Source organism: Chryseobacterium balustinum (assembly GCF_900168205.1).
GTDB lineage: Bacteria > Bacteroidota > Bacteroidia > Flavobacteriales > Weeksellaceae > Chryseobacterium > Chryseobacterium balustinum.
The window spans coordinates 1-17,268 of the sequence record NZ_FUZE01000009.1; the positions used below are offsets into that span (position 1 = coordinate 1).

The 17,268-nt window shown below is 33.7% G+C and carries 14 protein-coding genes; 9 read left to right on the forward strand and 5 right to left on the reverse strand.

Translation table 11 applies throughout. The annotated features are described in order from the left end of the window. Positions 1-42 precede the first annotated feature (42 nt). Positions 43-324 carry a hypothetical protein gene (locus B5X64_RS11840; protein ID WP_079465452.1) on the reverse strand — a complete coding sequence of 94 codons (282 nt, stop codon included), beginning with the start codon at positions 322-324 and terminating at the stop codon, positions 43-45. 194 nt (positions 325-518) lie between these two features. Beyond that, complete coding sequence (locus tag B5X64_RS11845; protein ID WP_079465453.1) at positions 519-1,430, reverse strand: DUF4349 domain-containing protein; 912 nt, start codon at positions 1,428-1,430, stop codon at positions 519-521. A 202-nt stretch (positions 1,431-1,632) separates the two neighbouring features. Here B5X64_RS11845 and B5X64_RS11850 point away from each other — a divergent pair, with 202 nt between their 5' ends. After that, the gene (locus B5X64_RS11850) at positions 1,633-2,991 is read left to right on the forward strand and encodes an acyl-CoA dehydrogenase family protein (protein WP_079465454.1); all 1,359 of its coding nucleotides are present in this window, start codon (positions 1,633-1,635) and stop codon (positions 2,989-2,991) included. Between the two features lie 90 nt (positions 2,992-3,081). Here the strand turns inward: B5X64_RS11850 and B5X64_RS11855 are convergent, their stop codons facing one another. The 3 genes from B5X64_RS11855 to lon form a co-directional block, all read right to left on the reverse strand. Further along, positions 3,082-3,459 (reverse strand): DoxX family protein, encoded by a 378-nt coding sequence (locus tag B5X64_RS11855; RefSeq protein WP_079465455.1) that lies wholly within the window; start codon positions 3,457-3,459, stop codon positions 3,082-3,084. A gap of 110 nt (positions 3,460-3,569) precedes the next feature. Beyond that, on the reverse strand, positions 3,570-4,682 hold the full coding sequence (locus tag B5X64_RS11860; RefSeq protein ID WP_079465457.1) for an AI-2E family transporter: 1,113 nt from the start codon (positions 4,680-4,682) through the stop codon (positions 3,570-3,572). A 75-nt stretch (positions 4,683-4,757) separates the two neighbouring features. After that, positions 4,758-7,166 (reverse strand): endopeptidase La, encoded by a 2,409-nt coding sequence (gene lon, locus B5X64_RS11865; RefSeq protein ID WP_079465458.1) that lies wholly within the window; start codon positions 7,164-7,166, stop codon positions 4,758-4,760. 258 nt (positions 7,167-7,424) lie between these two features. Here lon and B5X64_RS11870 point away from each other — a divergent pair, with 258 nt between their 5' ends. The 8 genes from B5X64_RS11870 (at position 7,425) to B5X64_RS11905 (ending at position 17,009) form a co-directional block, all read left to right on the forward strand. Next, positions 7,425-9,566 carry a peptidylprolyl isomerase gene (locus tag B5X64_RS11870; RefSeq protein ID WP_079465459.1) on the forward strand — a complete coding sequence of 714 codons (2,142 nt, stop codon included), beginning with the start codon at positions 7,425-7,427 and terminating at the stop codon, positions 9,564-9,566. A gap of 128 nt (positions 9,567-9,694) precedes the next feature. Further along, positions 9,695-10,645, forward strand: a complete 951-nt coding sequence (locus B5X64_RS11875) for an MlaD family protein (RefSeq protein WP_079465460.1) — start codon at positions 9,695-9,697, stop codon at positions 10,643-10,645. 11 nt (positions 10,646-10,656) lie between these two features. Beyond that, on the forward strand, positions 10,657-11,988 hold the full coding sequence (locus B5X64_RS11880; RefSeq protein WP_079465462.1) for a 4Fe-4S dicluster domain-containing protein: 1,332 nt from the start codon (positions 10,657-10,659) through the stop codon (positions 11,986-11,988). A gap of 82 nt (positions 11,989-12,070) precedes the next feature. Then, positions 12,071-12,856, forward strand: a complete 786-nt coding sequence (locus B5X64_RS11885) for a (Fe-S)-binding protein (RefSeq protein ID WP_074230390.1) — start codon at positions 12,071-12,073, stop codon at positions 12,854-12,856. Between the two features lie 33 nt (positions 12,857-12,889). After that, positions 12,890-14,020 (forward strand): hypothetical protein, encoded by a 1,131-nt coding sequence (locus B5X64_RS11890; protein ID WP_079465464.1) that lies wholly within the window; start codon positions 12,890-12,892, stop codon positions 14,018-14,020. A 24-nt stretch (positions 14,021-14,044) separates the two neighbouring features. Further along, complete coding sequence (locus B5X64_RS11895; protein ID WP_079465465.1) at positions 14,045-14,533, forward strand: hypothetical protein; 489 nt, start codon at positions 14,045-14,047, stop codon at positions 14,531-14,533. Between the two features lie 80 nt (positions 14,534-14,613). After that, the gene (locus B5X64_RS11900) at positions 14,614-15,756 is read left to right on the forward strand and encodes a glycosyltransferase (RefSeq protein WP_079465466.1); all 1,143 of its coding nucleotides are present in this window, start codon (positions 14,614-14,616) and stop codon (positions 15,754-15,756) included. Then, a complete protein-coding gene (locus tag B5X64_RS11905; RefSeq protein WP_079465467.1) occupies positions 15,753-17,009 on the forward strand; it encodes an oligosaccharide flippase family protein in 1,257 nt (418 codons plus the stop codon). Before B5X64_RS11900 ends, B5X64_RS11905 begins: the two co-directional genes overlap by 4 nt. Positions 17,010-17,268: the final 259 nt, after the last annotated feature.

Below are 17,268 nucleotides of genomic sequence, written 5' to 3' on the forward strand. Positions count from 1 at the left end.
TTGCTTATGAGTTCCAGATTTTAGTTCTTTTTTTTTGCAACTCTAAATTGCTAATTTTCTGGAAACTCTTTTTCTAAATAAGTTTAAACAAGTTCGTACTTTAAAATCCTCATATCCAAAAGATTGAATTTCAAATATCTCTTCACTTTTCTCTAAAGTTATTTCTCCGTTTTCTTCTGTATTTTTGTAGTAATGTTTGTCTTTAAAAGTCAGTTTTGCATAAGAAATTGGCTTTTGACTTTCTGCATCTAAAATTTTGATTCGGTTTTGAGAAAAGGCAGTAATACTTAGAATAAAAAGGGTTACAGCTAAAAATTTGGTCATTGTTTTTATTTTGAATGTTTAACGCTTTTTCCTGAGTTTTATTGAATAAGTAAGAGAAAATGTCTCTTAAGATAGATTTATTTTGAATAAAACAAAATTAAAAATTATTGCTAGTAAAAATAAAAAAACCTCCACAAAATGCAGAGGTTCAATACTATTTATATAAATAACCAAAAAAGGTTAGGATGCCACATTTATTCTTTATCTACTTGAATTGGTTTCTTATTAGATTTATTTTTTCGATAAAAGTAAAATAATACACCTCCAATTAATAGAATCGGCCAAATTACAATGAGCCCAATCACAATTCTCTGAATTAAATAATATCCTTCAACAAAAGCATTTTTTGCACTGTAAAAGAAATCGAATTTATATTTATTATCAATGTTTTCTGAATTGGTAATAGCAATTTCTGCAATTCTAACTTTGGGTTCTTTAATGTAAATATCAATGGTACTGTATTTCAGATTGTCGGTAACATCAAGATTTGCGAGTTGCTGTTGGTTTTCTTCAGACATATTTTCATCACTCATTTTTACTTTATCTTTTGTAGTTTTGAGTTCCGAAATATTCTCGCTGGTTTTTTTGATTCTTTTGCCTTCCATTTCAGCGTATTTAATGCTTGAAGTCACATCTTCAGCATTGATAATTCTAGAATTCAGGAAGAGTTTTTTATCATTGATTAAAGTTAAAAGCTCACCCAGTTTTGAGGTGGGTACTCTTACCTGCATCGTGTTTTCGGTCTGATATTTTTTTATAAGCATTGCATTTTCGTCGGAAGTATTATAGGTGTCTTCTGAAATTACTCTGCTTTGTAGATTACTGTGAGTGATAAATCCGCCAAGTTCCTGCACCGATTTTTCGATAGAAATGGTTGTACCGTAAACTTCCTTCACTTCCATATTTACATTCGCCGTTTTGATGAATTGCTTGTCTTTCACAGACATTGTTGCTACCGATGAAACGCTATCGGAAATTTCTACTGTAGCGGAATCTGCAGCTGTTGACATTTCATAATCGCTTACGGTTGCTTCGCCTTTTTTACAGGAATAAATTCCTAATAAAAGTGCTGTTGCGATGGTTAATCTGATGTGCGTTGTTTTCATGATATTTATTTTTAATGTTTTGCTTAATCCAAAGTTCCAGCAGAATCGTTTGTAATGTTTGAATATTGCAGGTAAATATTTTGTAAATAATTATTTGAATTTAAAATATTGAATTTCAGATTTTTGTAAAAGAACTAAAGCTGCTTAGATGGTGTTTCGGATTGATTTTTGCTGATGTTTTACAAATTAAATCTCAAATAATATGTCTAAAACTTTTTCCAAAATCAGAAACGCTATAGAATTATTCAGATCAATAGATTTTGATCAGCTAAGTGCCATTTCTCAAAAGGTAGATTTGCCAAAACTGATGCAGAGTTTTTCAAAATTAGATGATAAACAACTGAAAGGATTGTCGAAAATGCTTGATCCCAACAAAAAGAAAAAGGAACTTCCGCCTATTGATGGTGATTTCTACGATATTTATCACACGTTGACACCGGAGCAAAGAGAAGTACAGCTGAAAGTAAGAGCGTTTATGGAAAAAGAAGTAAAACCTTTGGTGAATCATTATTGGTTGAGAGACGAGTTTCCACATGAACTGATTTCGAAATTCCAAAAACTTGATATTTGCGGGGTCACTTATGAAGGTTATGGTTGCAAAGGAATGCCTTTTTTGATGGAAGGAGTTATTGCAATGGAAATGGCACGAATTGATGCTTCAATCGCTACTTTTTTTGGTGTACAATCAGGTTTGGCAATGGGTTCTATTTATATCTGCGGTTCGGAAGAGCAAAAACAAAAATGGCTTCCTCAAATGCAGAAGTTTGAGAAAATTGGCGCATTTGGTTTGACCGAGCCTGAAGTGGGTTCTGGAGCAGCAGGAGGTTTGACGGCTACCTGCAAAAAAACTCCGGAAGGTTGGATTTTAAACGGTGAAAAAAAATGGATCGGAAATGCCACTTTTGCGGACGTCATTATTATTTGGGCAAGAGATCTTGATGATGGCGAAGTAAAAGGTTTTATTGTTGAAAAAGATAATCCCGGATTTTCAGTTGAAAAAATTAAAGGAAAAATGGCGCTTCGAATTGTTCAGAATGGGTTGATCACTTTGAAAGATTGTTTAATCACAGAAGAAAACAGACTTCAAAATGCCAATTCATTTAAAGACACAGCAAAAGTTCTCAGAATGACAAGAGCCGGAGTTGCCTGGATGGCGACAGGTTGTGCAAGAGGAGCCTATGAAAGTGCTTTAGCTTACACAAGAACACGGGAACAGTTTGGAAAACCGATTGCTTCATTTCAAATGATTCAAGGGCATTTGGTAGAAATGTTATCGAATTTGACGGCGATGCAAACCCTGGTTTTCAGACTTTCTGAAATGCAGGACGAAGGAATTCTAAAAGATGAACACGCTTCTTTAGCCAAAGTTTTCTGTACAATGCGTACAAGAGATGTTGTTTCCAGAGCACGGGAAGTGATGGGCGGAAACGGAATTCTGCTCGAATATGATGTGGCAAGATTTGTTGCTGACGCCGAAGCGATTTATTCTTATGAAGGAACAAAAGAAATCAATTCGCTGATTGTTGGTAGGTCGATTACAGGTTTTAGCGCATTTGTATAATTAATGTGAATGGTCAATTGTCAATTCGCTTTGCTTGTCAATTTTAAAATTCACTTGCGAAGCAATATTCACAATTGACCATTGACTTTTTTATTTCAGCAAAGCTCTATATTTTTCTTTATTATCAATAATCATCCAAAGATTAATTAAGAATAAAACGCCGGCTATTGACATTCCCATTGTTGATTTATCCATCGTGAAAACATGAATCACAATTCCTACCATTACGGGTAAAATGACAATGGCGCCCAAAGCTCTTGTTTTGGGAAAGATAAATAATAAGCCGCCGATAATTTCTACAGTTCCCACTAATGGTATCAACCAAAAGATTTTATCAAATGCGGCAAAAAGTTCCATTTGCTCGGGAGTGGGTTTTTCCATGGGCATGTAATTGAAAAACTTGTTTAATCCTGCATTGATAAACATTAATCCGAAAAGAAGACTGATAATAAGTTTAATAATTTTCATGAGGTGATTTTTTATTAAAATTAAATAAAATTCTATTTCGTTGTGAAAAAATCAATGAAAATTTAGTTTTATAGAAAATGGTTCAGTAATTATTACCAATTACTCATATCCTAATCCATTTCTTTTAAAGTAATATTCTTAGAAATTTTGTAGGATTTTTTCTTTTTATGAGGTTTTTCTTCCTCACCCAGTAATTTTCCCCAAGGTTTTAAACCGTCTACTCTTTCAAAAATAATTTTAATGATCGCAATCGCAGGAATGCAAAGAAACATTCCTGAAATTCCCCAAAGGTGTTCGCCTAAAAGAATTCCAATGAAAGAAAATAGTGCGTTGATTTTTACTTTTGAACCTACCACAAAAGGCAGTACAATATTTCCGTCGATAGCATGAACGATAACATAGCCAATTGCTACATATACGCAGGTAGAAACTGTGCCTGTTGCAAATGCAATAAAACAAGAAATCAATAACGAAATAGCAATTCCGATATAAGGAATCACATTTAATAATCCCGTCAATACACCCAGTAAAATTGCATATTTTACTCCTAAAATGGTAAGAACTATCGTGGCAAGTACAGAAACAATAATTACCTGAAGACAAAGCCCTATAATGTATCTTTTGGTCATGATTCTTACTTCTGAAACCACTTCCTGCACGCTCGCTTTATGTTTTTCGTTGAACACATTGACGATGAAATTATTTAAAATTCTTCTGTAATTTAATATGAAAACAAAAAACAAAATGAAGAATGCCAAAAATCCTAAACTTGTAGAGAATACGCCAAAAGTAAATCCTAAAATTATTCCCGAAGAAGATAAAAGTTTGTTTAAGCCTTGATCCAAATAGTCGAGTTGCTCATGAATTTTTACATTAAAGGTCTGTGATACCCAGGTTTGCAGATTATGAAAAACCAAATTAAACTGTTTGCTTAGATGTGGAAGGTCTTTGCTGAAACTTGATAGTTGTGATCCGAAGAAGTAAAACATTCCCGTAAGAATAATGAGCATGATCATGACCGAGACGATGGTAGAAACGGATCTTGGAAATCTTAATTTTCGCTCCATAAAATTAGCCATCGGTAAAAAAAGCATGGCCATTAAAAATGCCAAAAAAAACGGAGCCAAAATACTCTGTCCTAATTTGATAAGGTAACCGATTCCGATAATAGAAACCACTGCTAATGCAAGTTTCAGGAGAAATGGAAGTTTGATAAAATTCATAATTAAAAATCTGCCGTATAAAAATAATAAAACCCCACCGTTTTCAGGTGAGGTTTTATGTTTATTATTGAATATTTATTTTTCGATGGCCAGTTCCAGTACTTCTTTCATCCAGCTTACGTAGTTTACTTTCAGGTTTTTCAGGTAATCCTGTTTTATTTCTTCTACGTCTTTTCTATTGGCTTCACAAAGAATTACTTCTTTTATTCCTGCTCTTGTTGCAGCTAATAGTTTTTCTTTAATTCCGCCTACAGGAAGTACTTTTCCACGTAAAGTAATTTCACCGGTCATTGCAAGATGAGGTTTTACTTTTTTGTTTTTGAACGAAGAAACCATAGAGGTCAGCATTGCAATTCCAGCAGAAGGTCCGTCTTTTGGTGTGGCTCCTTCAGGAACGTGAACGTGGATGTTTTTCTTTTCCAGATCGTCTTCGCTGATTCCCAGATCTTCATGTTTGGCCTTAATGTATTCCAATGCAATGGTTGCCGATTCTTTCATTACCGTTCCCAGATTTCCGGTCATGGTAAGATTTCCTTTTCCGTTGCTGGTAATACTTTCGATAAATAAAATGTCTCCACCTACGCTTGTCCAAGCTAATCCGGTTACTACTCCAGGAACATCAGTTAATTCAGATAAACTTTTCGGTCTTGGAACGCCTAAAATCTCATCAACTTTGTCAACGGTAATTTTAGCATCATATTCTCTTACTAAAGCCGTTTGCAAAGCAACCCAACGTGCGATGGCAGCAATCCTTTTTTCTAAAGTTCTTACGCCACTTTCTGAAGTATGTGCTTCGATGATATGTTTAAGCTCAGGATTTCCAAGTTTGAAAGATTTTGCTGTCAAACCGTTTTCTTCCTGTTGTTTTTTAATTAAATGTCTTTTGGCAATTTCAATTTTCTCCTCTAAAGTATAACCTGCGATCTGAATGATCTCCATTCTGTCTAAAAGCGGAGTTTGAATCGTTGAAAGCGAGTTTGCTGTTGCCAGAAACATTACTTTAGACAAATCATAACCCATTTCTAAGAAGTTATCGTAGAAAGAACTGTTTTGTTCAGGATCAAGAACTTCAAGCAATGCCGAACTCGGATCACCGTGCATTCCTTTTCCTACTTTGTCGATTTCATCTAAAACAATTACAGGATTAGAAGTGCCTGATTTTTTAATAGACTGAAGAATTCTTCCGGCCATTGCGCCAATATAGGTTTTTCGGTGTCCGCGGATTTCGCTTTCGTCATGAAGTCCACCTAAAGAAACACGTACGTATTTTCTTCCCAAAGCATCGGCAACAGATTTTCCAAGAGAAGTTTTACCAACTCCGGGAGGGCCTACCAATAATAAAATTGGAGATTTCATGTTATTTTTCAATTTTAAAACAGCCATGTGTTCTAAAATCCTTTTCTTAATATCTTCTAAACCAAAATGAGCTTTATCTAAAACTTTTTCTGCCTTTTCAATATCAAAAGTATCTTTTGTGAAGGTTTCCCAAGGTAGATCTGTAAAGAAATCCAGATAGTTTCTCTGAACATTATAATCCGGAGAATTTGGGTTTTGTCTCTGTAGTCGGCCTATTTCCTTTTGAAAATGTTCTTCAACTTCTGGTTTCCAGTTTTTATCTTGTCCTTTTTTTAGTAAATCTTCAATATCGCTTTCCGGACCGCCTCCCAATTCATCCTGAATAGTTCTGATTTGTTGATTCAGGAAATATTCTCTCTGCTGTTTGTCTAAATCTTTAGAAGTTTTTTGATGAATTTGATTTCTCAATTCCAATTTGCGGAAATCCTCGTGCATCATTTCGTAGCACTTTTTGGCTCTTTCCATCAGGTTTTTTTCTTCCAGAAGCTTTTGTTTCTCCAAATAAGGAAAATTGGCATTTGTGCTCACAAAATTCAGCAAATCTTCATTATTGCTGATGTTTTTTATGGCAAAATTGGCAGCATTCGGAATATTGGGATCAAGCTCAATAATTTTTAGAGCTAAATCTTTGATATTTTCTAATAATGCTTCATATTCCTCTTTGTTTTTAGCCTTCGTATCTTTTAATTTAGATATTTCAGCTTTAAAATAAGGTTGAGATTCTACGATTTTTTTAACTTTAAATCGGTGGAATCCTTTTGTGATAGCGGTGATGTTTCCTTCAGGAAGTTTAATGATCTTAATGATTTTCGCTAAAGTGCCTGTGTGATAAAGATCTTTTTCGGTAGGTTGTTCAACGTCAGAGCTTTTCTGACTTACAATTCCGATGTAATCACCATTTTGTTGAGCTTCTTCAAGCAGTTGTATTGATGTCTTTCTTCCTGCAGTAATAGGAATTACTACATTCGGGAACATGACCATGTTTCTTACCGGAAGTATTGGGAAAATATTTTGCTCAGAGCTTTTTTCATTATCCATATCCAGGTCAGAAAGGTTGATTTCTTCGGCTACAATATTAAAACCATCGCCAAGAATATCATCAAAATTTATATCTTCAAATTCTGTCATAATAAATCGAATGACAAATTGTCATTTTCAGTTTAAGTCGTTACAATGATATTTCACAATTTGCTTAAGGAAAGCAATATGTGTGAACTGTATATTAAATTGACAATATTAATGCCATTTGTTAATCATCAAAAAATACGGTCAAAATTTCCATTTTAACAGTATTTGAATTTTAAAAATTAAAAACACCACTTATATTTCTGTAATTTCTTAAAAATGTGTATTTTCGCACACTGATATAAAAACTATATTTATAAAATGGCAATTTTAGGACAGATTAGGAGTAGACCTTGGCTTTTGATGGGAATGATCGCATTGGCGCTTTTAGCGTTTTTGGTAAACCCGGAAAGCCTTGATAAGGTTTTTGGAAAAAACCCTGATGTTTTAGGAAAAGTAAATGGTGAGAAAATTACTCGTGAAGAGTATAATGACCAACTTTTCGTATTACAACAGCAAGCAGAACAGCAAGGTCAACCAAAAAACGGACTTGAAGAACAGGCTTGGCAACTACTTGTACAGTCGAAATTGGTAAAGCAACAATTTGAAAAAATGGGCTTCGAAATGACAGATGATCTATTCTGGAATCAGCTTCAGTTTGATCAAATGTTTGCACAAAACCAACAGCTTTTTGATGAAAAAGGTAATTTCAAGCTTCAAGAGTTAAAAAAAGAAATTGAAACTCTACAAAATACAAACCCTGAAGGATACAATCAATGGTTGAAGACTAAGAAGACTATTGAGTACAGAATTATGGCAAGACAGGTTTTTGCTAATGTTTCTGCGGGTATTACTACAGGTAAAAAAGAAGCTGAAGAATTGATGAAAGAAAGAGATCAGCTTGCTGATATCGATTTTGTAAAAGTAGATTACGCTTCTTATCTTCAAAAAAATAAAATCAAAGTTACGACTGAGGATTTAGCTAATTATATCAAAGCGCATCCGGTACAGTTTAAAACTGAGCCAAGCAGAAATTTAGGAATTGCATTTTTCCCTTCTCAGCCAAGTCCAGCGGATGAAGCTGCAGTACAAAAAGATATTACTAAAATATTCTCTGGAGGTACTGATGCAAGTGGTGGAAAAGAAAACTTCCAAAACACAACTAATGACTCTATGTTTGTAATGGCAAATTCAGATATGCCTTACAATAATGCTTATGTTCAGGCTAACCAAATGCCTCAAGGGCTACAAGGGAAAATCGAAACTGCTGCAATTGGACAGGTTTTCGGACCTTATAAAGAGCAGAATCTTTATGTGTTGTCTAAATTAATTGACAAAAAACCTTCAGATTCTACATTGTCAAATCATATTTTGATCGCTTATAAAGGTGCTGAAAGATCTACAGCGACAAGATCTAAAGAAGAAGCTAAAAAAATTGCTGACAGTTTAATGGCTGGAATTAAAGCTAATCCTGCAAAATTTGCAGAAGGTCTTAAGCTTTCTGACGAGCCAGGTGCTGTTGAAAGAAAAGGAAGTGTGGGTTGGACGACTCCTCAAAGCCAGTTCGCTCCAGGTTACTTAGCATTTTTGGCAAACAATCCTAAAGGTTCTACAGGTTTAGCTGAGACTGAATTTGGTTATCATATTATTAACGTAGAAGATAAAAAAGCTGGAACGATGGGGTACAAAGTTGCTCATATCGTAAAAACAATCAAGCCTTCTGATGCTACTGAAGCTGAGGTTGATAAAAAAGCGAGAAGATTTATCCAGCAGATTCAAGGGAAATCATTCAATGATTTTGTGAACATTGCTAAAAAATCAAACTACCAATATTCTAACGCTAAATCTGCAAAAAGATTTGACGGTCAGCTTCAAGGTTTAGGAACAGATAAAGACGGTGAAATTATCGCTTGGGCTTTCGATAAAAAGAGAGAAAAAGGTGATACAGAATTCTTTACTGTAGAAGGTACAGGAGATAAAGTAGTTGTTTACTTAAACGGAAAACAAGAAAAAGGTCTTGCAGATCCAGAATCTGTAAGAGATCAGATAGAAACAATCGTTCAAAATAAATTAGCTGCTAAGCAGATTTCTGAAAAAATCGGTACTGCAGGTAGTTTAGATCAGGTGGCTACAAAATTTGCTGCAACAAAACAATCTGCGCAGGTTAATATGCTTAACCCTTCAGTAGCGGGTTCTATGGAACCTAAAGTTGCAGGTGCTGCTTTTGGTATCACAAAAGGAAAAGTTTCAAACCCAATTGAAGGAGGTACAGGTGTTTATGTTATCGTTAAAAAGAATGAAACAATTAATAAGCAACCAGGCGATGTAAAACAATTTACAGAGTCAGTTACTCAAAGAAATGCGGGAATGTTTGGTCAGTCTTGGTTAAAGAGTTTGCAAGATAATGCAGATATCGATGATTACAGAATTGAGATTTGGAGTAAAATGGGAAATCAACAGTAGGATTTTAATCTGAAAAATATAAAAGCGCCAAAGTAATTTGGCGCTTTTTTTGTATTTAACCCACTGCATTAAAGAGAAACATTAATTTAAAATGTGCTATATTTGCTACATTAGAAAAAATTTACCAAGTGAAATTCAGTAAAGAATTAAAGGCTGGTTTAATCGCGATTTTAGCTATTGTTGGCTTCGTGATTTTATTTCAGTTTATGAAAGGGAGAAGCCTTTTTACTACCGACAATATATTTTACGCAAAATATGATAATGTGGAAGGACTTACGCAGTCTTCTCCAGTTTCCATTAATGGTCTGAAGGTAGGGCAGGTTGATAAAATAATTCCTCAGACAACTAGTGACGGAAAAATACATTTCATCGTAAAGGTTACCGTGGATAATAATTTTGAGTTTTCAAAAAATTCCAACTTAGAAATTTTTGAGCCAAGCTTAATGGGCGGTAAAGAAATGAGAGTAAATCTTTTTTATGGTGGCCCAACTGCAAAAGATGGAGATACTTTAAAAGGTGCTTTCAAATTAGGAATGATGAACAGTCTTTCTTCACAGGTTGGTCCTGTAAAAGACCAGCTGCAAACTGTTTTACATAGAGTAGATTCTTTGATGGCAAATGCTAATCAGGTAATGAATGCTCAAAACAGAGAAGAAATCAAAGTATTGCTTCATAACCTAAACAAAACAGTAGGTGCGTTAGAAACTACTGCTGGAAGCGTTAACAAATTGGTTGGTAATAATGATCCTAAACTTCAGAAAGTTTTAGATGAAGCCAGCTTAACGATGAAGAGCGGTAAAGTTACTTTAGATAAATACGGAAATCTTGCAGAAAGTATCGATACAAAACAACTGAATCAAACGATTGCTAATCTTGATGCAACAGTTGGAAAGTTGAATGGTGTAATTTCCGGAATTGACAAAGGCGAAGGTAGTTTAGGCAAGTTGATGAAAGATGATCAGTTGTACAACAACCTGAACTCTGCATCTACCAATCTGAATTCTTTAATTGAGGATATGAAAGCGAATCCTAAGAGATATATTAATTTCTCGGTTTTCGGTAAGAACAGTAAAGACTAAAAATCTACGATATGCAGTATCTTGATAATGTATTTTTTCTGATTTTGTTGATTGCTGGCTTCGGACTTTTTGGAAAAAGTCTTCTGAAGATCTATAGAAATATCAGATTAGGACGAGAAATTAATCGCAGCGACAGAAAATCTGAACGTTGGGAAACCATGGCAAGAGTCGCAATGGGACAAAGCAGAATGACTGCAAGACCTGTTGCAGGTGTTTTGCACCTTTTTGTATATGTTGGTTTCGTAATTATTAATATTGAATTAATTGAAATCATTGTTGACGGAATATTCGGTACTCACCGTTTTCTATCTACAATTTTCGGACATACTTTCTATAATTTTTTCACCGCAACATTAGAAGTTTTAGCACTTTTAGTAATTGTAGGGGTTGTTCTTTTCTTTATCCGTAGAAATTTTTATGGAGTGAAAAGATTAACAATGAAAGAACTTTTCGGATGGCCAAAAAATGACGCCAACTGGATTTTGATCATTGAATTTGCTTTAATGGTTGCTTTCTTCACAATGAATTCTTCAGACTTCATCTTACAGCAAAGAGGAGTTTTGGCGGCTCATGGAAGTTTTCCAATTAGTGAGATGACCTTGGTTCCGTTTTTAGAAATTTTCAGTTTTGATAGTATATTTTTAGAAGTTATTGAAAGAGGAGCTTGGTGGTTTCACTTCGTGGGAATTCTGTTCTTTATGAATTACCTTTATTATTCTAAACATTTACACATCATTCTTGCATTTCCAAGTACTTGGTATGCCAATCTTGATTTGTATGGGAAATTCAATAACCTTGAATCAGTTACCAAAGAAATAAAATTGATGATGGATCCGAATGCAGATCCTTACGCCGCTCCGGTTGAAGGTGCTGAAGAAGCTCCGTCAAAATTTGGCGCAGAAGATGTTTTTGATTTGAATCAGGTTCAGTTATTAAATGCCTATTCTTGTACGGAATGTGGAAGATGTACTTCTGTTTGTCCGGCAAATATTACAGGTAAAAAGCTTTCACCGAGGGCTATTTTAATGAAAACAAGAGACCGTTTGGAGGAAGTTGGTAGAAATATTGATAAAAACGGAAAGTTTGAAGACGATGGTAAAAAATTGTTGAATGATTACATAACGAAAGAAGAACTTTGGGCTTGTACCACTTGTAATGCGTGTACTCAGGCTTGTCCGATACTTTTAGATCCGCTTTCTATTATTTTCGAAATGAGAAGATTCTTGGTGATGGAGCAATCTGCAGCACCCCAGGAACTGAATCTGATGATGACCAATGTAGAAAACAATGCCGCACCTTGGCAATACAATCAGGCTGACCGTCTGAATTGGGCAAAAGACTAATTAGATAATTAATCAATTTGAAAATTTGAAAATTGACTAATCTAAGGCATTTTCAAATTCTCAAATTCTCAAATTAAAAAAAATGGATTTCAATATAAAAACAATGGCGGATTACGCAATGGAAGGCAAATCTCCGGAAGTTCTTTTCTGGGTGGGTTGTGCTGGAAGTTTCGATGACAGAGCCAAAAAAATAACTAAAGCGTTCTGCAAAATTTTAAATAAAATAGGTGTTGAATTCGCTGTTTTAGGACAGGAAGAAAGCTGTACTGGTGATCCCGCAAAACGTGCAGGGAACGAGTTTGTTTTCCAGATGATGGCAATGACGAACATTGAAGTTCTGAATGCTTATGAAGTGAAGAAGATCGTTACGGCTTGTCCGCACTGTTTCAATACGCTTAAAAATGAATATCCTAATTTAGGTGGAAACTATGAAGTAATTCATCATACTCAATTTTTAAAGGAATTGATGAATGAAGGAAGACTGAAGATTGAAGGCGGAAGTTTTAAAGGTAAAAAAATCACTTTCCACGATCCTTGTTATTTAGGAAGAGCCAATGATGAGTATGAAGCTCCAAGAATGCTTTTAGAAAAGTTGGATGCCGAATTGGTTGAAATGAAACGTTGCAAAACCAATGGTCTTTGCTGCGGTGCAGGTGGAGCACAGATGTTTAAAGAACCTGAAAAAGGTAAAAAAGATATTAATGTAGAAAGAACAGAAGAAGCGCTTTCTTTCGAGCCGAAGATCATTGCAACAGGTTGCCCTTTCTGTAATACCATGTTGACTGATGGTGTGAAACATTTTAATAAAAATAACGAAGTTGAAGTAAAAGATATTGTAGAACTTTTAGCTGAAGCTGAAGATCTGTAAATATTTATTTCCAGAAAGGATAAATCTTGCGTTATGAAATTAAAATGGGGTTTATCCTTTCTTTTTTTTATTATAGGTTTAAGTTTTCTTACTTTTTCCTGCTATCAGAATAGGGTTTACGATTGGGATATGCCTGGATATTTAGGCAGTGTTTATTCCTGGGAATTTCCTGATGATGCAAAAAAAGCACACGAAAAGGTGTATTCTGATATTGAAAAAGAAGCTTCAAAAACAGAATTCAACGACATTCTTCATTATAATCATGCCAATGAAGTTTTCTACGCAGATTATAAAGCCTTTGGCGAGCAATTGCCCTATTATAAGATTAAAATAGGTTTTAATGCTGCAGTTTATGTATTGTATAAACTAGGATTTACAGGGCCTCATTCGGTTCTTATGGTCAATATTTTCTCCTATTTTATTTGTGGTTTACTAATGTTTTACATTGTAAAACTATTGTTTCCCAAAAACTATTTTATTGCGCCACTACTTTCCTTGTTTGTTTTCTGGTTTCCTCCGGTAAGAGATATGGCACAAAATCCAACACCGGATATGTTCGTTTTTGTCTTTCTAATGCTTTTTATCATTAGTCTTCTGCAAAAAAAATCAGAATTACTACAATTTATTTTCCTTCTTTGCTGCGTTTTAATCAGACCAGATTATGTGCTGTTTGCAATGAGCTATCTTTTTGTAGTTTTTCTTTTTAAATATTTTAAAGAAAATAAACAGATCAATTATAGTTTAATTCTTCAAGGATTTTCAATTGCTGTAATTTATGTTGCGATTATTAAATACTACAATTATCCAGGCTGGAAAGACCTTTTTTATGACAGTTTCTTTTACAGAAGACCAATAATTTCGGCTGAAAAAGCAGATTTTACTTTTCAGAAGTATTTTGATTTTCTACTATTTAAATTAATCAACTTTAAAAAAATAACGCTGTCTTCACTTATTTTAGTAGGATTAACTTTTTATTTTTCAAAAGATTGGTGGATCCGGATCTTGTCTTTATTGTTCTTTATCAATATTTATATCAAGTTTGTATTTTTCCCGGACAGTGCTAATCTGAGATTCTTTTTAGGCTTTGTTCTTCTGCTTTTTATTGTACTTCTGTATGCATTAAGCAAAAAATACAATGGTTTCCAACTCAGGAAAATTCCGTAATTTTACTCTTTAAATTTATTCAGAATGAAAATTGAAGAATCTAATATTGTTGAAGCAAACGATTACAGAGTTATTATATATCCCGCATCAAGACCGTTCACTACAAAAGAAGCCAAAGTAATTACCGAAAAATTATACGATTTCTTGGCAGGGTGGGCAGCGCACGGAAAACCACTTTCATCATCTTTTAAAATTGAAAAAAATCAGTTTATCGTCATCTGTGTAGACGAAGAAAAAGAAATGGCTTCAGGCTGCAGCATCGATGCTTTAGGCAAAATAATGAGAGAGATCGATGAAGAATACCAGTTGGGATTATTCGACAGAATGAAAGCCAGCTTCGTAGAAAACGGAGAAGTAAAGACCTTAAAGCTTATCGATTTTAAAAATAAAATCAGAAGTGGAGAACTTTCAAAAGAAATTGAAGTTTTTGATTTCTCAAAAAATACCTATTTAGAATTTTTAGGAAACTTTTTATTGCCTTTCAGCAAAAGTTGGGCAGTTACCATAAAATAATTCCTTAATAAAATAATGAAAATTCCTCTTGGTTTCTGATTCGTAGAAACTGATGAGGAATTTTTTGAATACGCACTTCCATGCCAAAAATTTTATTCTTAACCACGGCACATAATTTTGATGATGACAGAATCTTTTTTCATCAGGCAAAAGAATTGATTACATCTGGTTTTGAAGTGAAAATTTGTAGTTTAACAACCGAATTTAAAGGGGAAATCGATGGTATTGAGATAGAATCTTTTGATATTTTAAATGAATCTGTACAGACAAAAATTCAGAAATTTACGGAAGTCTGCAATTCTTTTCAGCCGGATTGTATCATCTGTTCTGAACCTATTGCCGTATTTGCAGCAAACAAATTTCATAAAACTAAAAAAGTAAGTATCGTTTACGATATCACGGAATGGTATCCTGCGATGTCGATGCTTCAGAATTACAATTTTTTGATGAAATGGGTTCATGGATTCAAATTTTTTCTGATTCAGTTGTATGCTGGTTTTTTAAGTACTCATTTTATCTTTGGTGAAGAAACTAAAAAGTTCCCATTGGCTTATTTTTTTCCTTTTAAAAAGAAAATCATCCTGCCGTATTATCCTCACGAACGATTCGTTTCTGAAAACATTAAGGAATTAAAGCCAAATGAAATAACGCTTTGTTACACAGGCGCAATTTCAGAAGATAAAGGAATCGGAAATTTTTTCAATGCAGTTGAAGAACTTCATAAAAGAAATCCTCAGTTAAATATCAAAATTTTGATTGTTGGTTCTGCGAGAAAAATAGCGGACGAAATTTATTTCTCGGATATTCTTGCTCAATCTTCAGTCAAAAATATCGAGATCAGAAAACCGACTTCTTTCGAAGAATTTACAAATGCTTTTGCTGATGCAGATATTTGTTTTGACTTAAGGAATTTTAATTTTGAAAATCATCATTCGCTTCCGATTAAACTTTTCTATTATATCGGAGCGGGAAAACCCATTATTTATTCAAATTTAAAAGGAATCAGAAAGCATATGGATGTTTCTGAATTTGGATATTTGGTTAGTCCTAAAGATTTTAATAAAATTGCAGATTATATTGAAGCTTATCTTAAAAATCCAAAATTATATCACCTTCATGCAACTAATGCAGCGGAAGAATTTCAAAGGAATTATAATTGGGATGTAATCAAAAATTCTTTTGTTAACTTTATTAAAAATTCTTTATCAAAAAATAACCCATGAAGCAGCTCAAAGTTGTTCAGACTTTCATTTCGAGGTTCTTGATTTTGATATTGAGCTTTGGTCTGGTCATCTTTTCCACCAATATGTGGGGAAGTGAAGGAAAAGGTACCATTTCGATTGTAATTGCGAATGTTGCTCTGGTTAGTTTTTTCAGCAGTATTTTTTCGGGAAGTAGCACCTCTTATTTTGCGCGAAAATTTAAAGTAGAGCAGGTTTTGGTTTACTCTTATCTTTGGTCATTCATTGTAGGAACTGCAGTTCCTTTGATATTCAGTTTTGCGGCCATTCAGAATGAGTTTCTATATTATTTGATTGGTATTTCTGTTCTTTCATCACTTTTATCGACCAATATTAGTCTGTTTATTGGGACGCAGAATATTCGCTTTTTCAATATTTATACTGTTTTACAGCAGCTTGTTCATGTTTTATTTATCGCAATTCTGATTTATATTGTTAAACTGAAAGATGTTTCGGTTTACTTTTTAGCTCAGATTTTCTGCTTAGCATTTTTATTTCTAACCAGTTTTTTTCTGATTCTTAAAAAATGTAAGCTTTCAGAATTTTCTTTCTCAAAATCAGTCTTTCTTAATATGTTTGAATATGGGTGGAAAACCCAGTTGAGTGCATTTATTCAGTTTTTAAACTACAGACTTTCTTTTTATTTTTTAGAATATTTTGAAGGAATCGCAGTTGTCGGAATCTTTTCTATCGGAATTACATTTTCAGAAGCAATATGGACGATTACAAGAAGTATCGCGGTCGTTCTCTATTCTGATGTCGTAAATAGCGAAAGTAGGGAAGAATCTATTGTTAAAACGAAATCATCACTTAAGCTTTCATTCACATTAATACTTGTTTTTGTCTTAGGAATTCTGATTATTCCGGACTTTGTGTATCCTTTTATTTTTGGAAAAGAATTTAATGAAACCAAACTCATTATGCTTTTATTAGCTCCCGGAATTATGGCAATTGCAGTAAGTGATATGATTGGCTATTATTTTTCAGGAATTAAAGAATTGAAAATATTAAATATTAAATCGATTGTAGGATTATTGATAACGGTTATTTTTTCATTTTTTGCCATTCCAAAATGGGGAATTTGGGGTGCCTGTTTTGTAACGACCTTATCGTATGTAGTTTCAGCAAGCATATTATTCTGGAAATTTTATCAATCTACCGATTTTAAAATTAGAGATTATATTATTTCTAAAGATGAAATCAATGCTCTTATCAAAACTTTTTCAAGGAAATAAACAGTTAATGTTCTCGTATTTTGCTGTAAAAATAGCATTATTAAAAAACATTTGATTTGAATAAAATTCTTTTCTTACGTTAAATTCTTATTTTTACCACTCAATGTAAGAGTTTTCAGATAAGCTTCTGAAAATATCAAATAATATCTGCTGTGCATTTAAAAAAAAAATTGCTAGAGATTCGTCAATTCGAGTGTTTATTCATAGCGAAGTGGAGAAAAAATGTATCGAGAATTGAATTTATCTCTAGAATTACGAG

Coding starts and splice junctions, on each gene's coding strand:
- B5X64_RS11840 (WP_079465452.1), bottom strand. CDS start 324: ATGACCAAATTTTTAGCTGTAACCCTTTTTATTCTAAGTATTACTGCC.
- B5X64_RS11845 (WP_079465453.1), bottom strand. CDS start 1,430: ATGAAAACAACGCACATCAGATTAACCATCGCAACAGCACTTTTATTA.
- B5X64_RS11850 (WP_079465454.1), top strand. CDS start 1,633: ATGTCTAAAACTTTTTCCAAAATCAGAAACGCTATAGAATTATTCAGA.
- B5X64_RS11855 (WP_079465455.1), bottom strand. CDS start 3,459: ATGAAAATTATTAAACTTATTATCAGTCTTCTTTTCGGATTAATGTTT.
- B5X64_RS11860 (WP_079465457.1), bottom strand. CDS start 4,682: ATGAATTTTATCAAACTTCCATTTCTCCTGAAACTTGCATTAGCAGTG.
- lon (WP_079465458.1), bottom strand. CDS start 7,166: ATGACAGAATTTGAAGATATAAATTTTGATGATATTCTTGGCGATGGT.
- B5X64_RS11870 (WP_079465459.1), top strand. CDS start 7,425: ATGGCAATTTTAGGACAGATTAGGAGTAGACCTTGGCTTTTGATGGGA.
- B5X64_RS11880 (WP_079465462.1), top strand. CDS start 10,657: ATGCAGTATCTTGATAATGTATTTTTTCTGATTTTGTTGATTGCTGGC.
- B5X64_RS11885 (WP_074230390.1), top strand. CDS start 12,071: ATGGATTTCAATATAAAAACAATGGCGGATTACGCAATGGAAGGCAAA.
- B5X64_RS11890 (WP_079465464.1), top strand. CDS start 12,890: ATGAAATTAAAATGGGGTTTATCCTTTCTTTTTTTTATTATAGGTTTA.
- B5X64_RS11895 (WP_079465465.1), top strand. CDS start 14,045: ATGAAAATTGAAGAATCTAATATTGTTGAAGCAAACGATTACAGAGTT.
- B5X64_RS11900 (WP_079465466.1), top strand. CDS start 14,614: ATGCCAAAAATTTTATTCTTAACCACGGCACATAATTTTGATGATGAC.
- B5X64_RS11905 (WP_079465467.1), top strand. CDS start 15,753: ATGAAGCAGCTCAAAGTTGTTCAGACTTTCATTTCGAGGTTCTTGATT.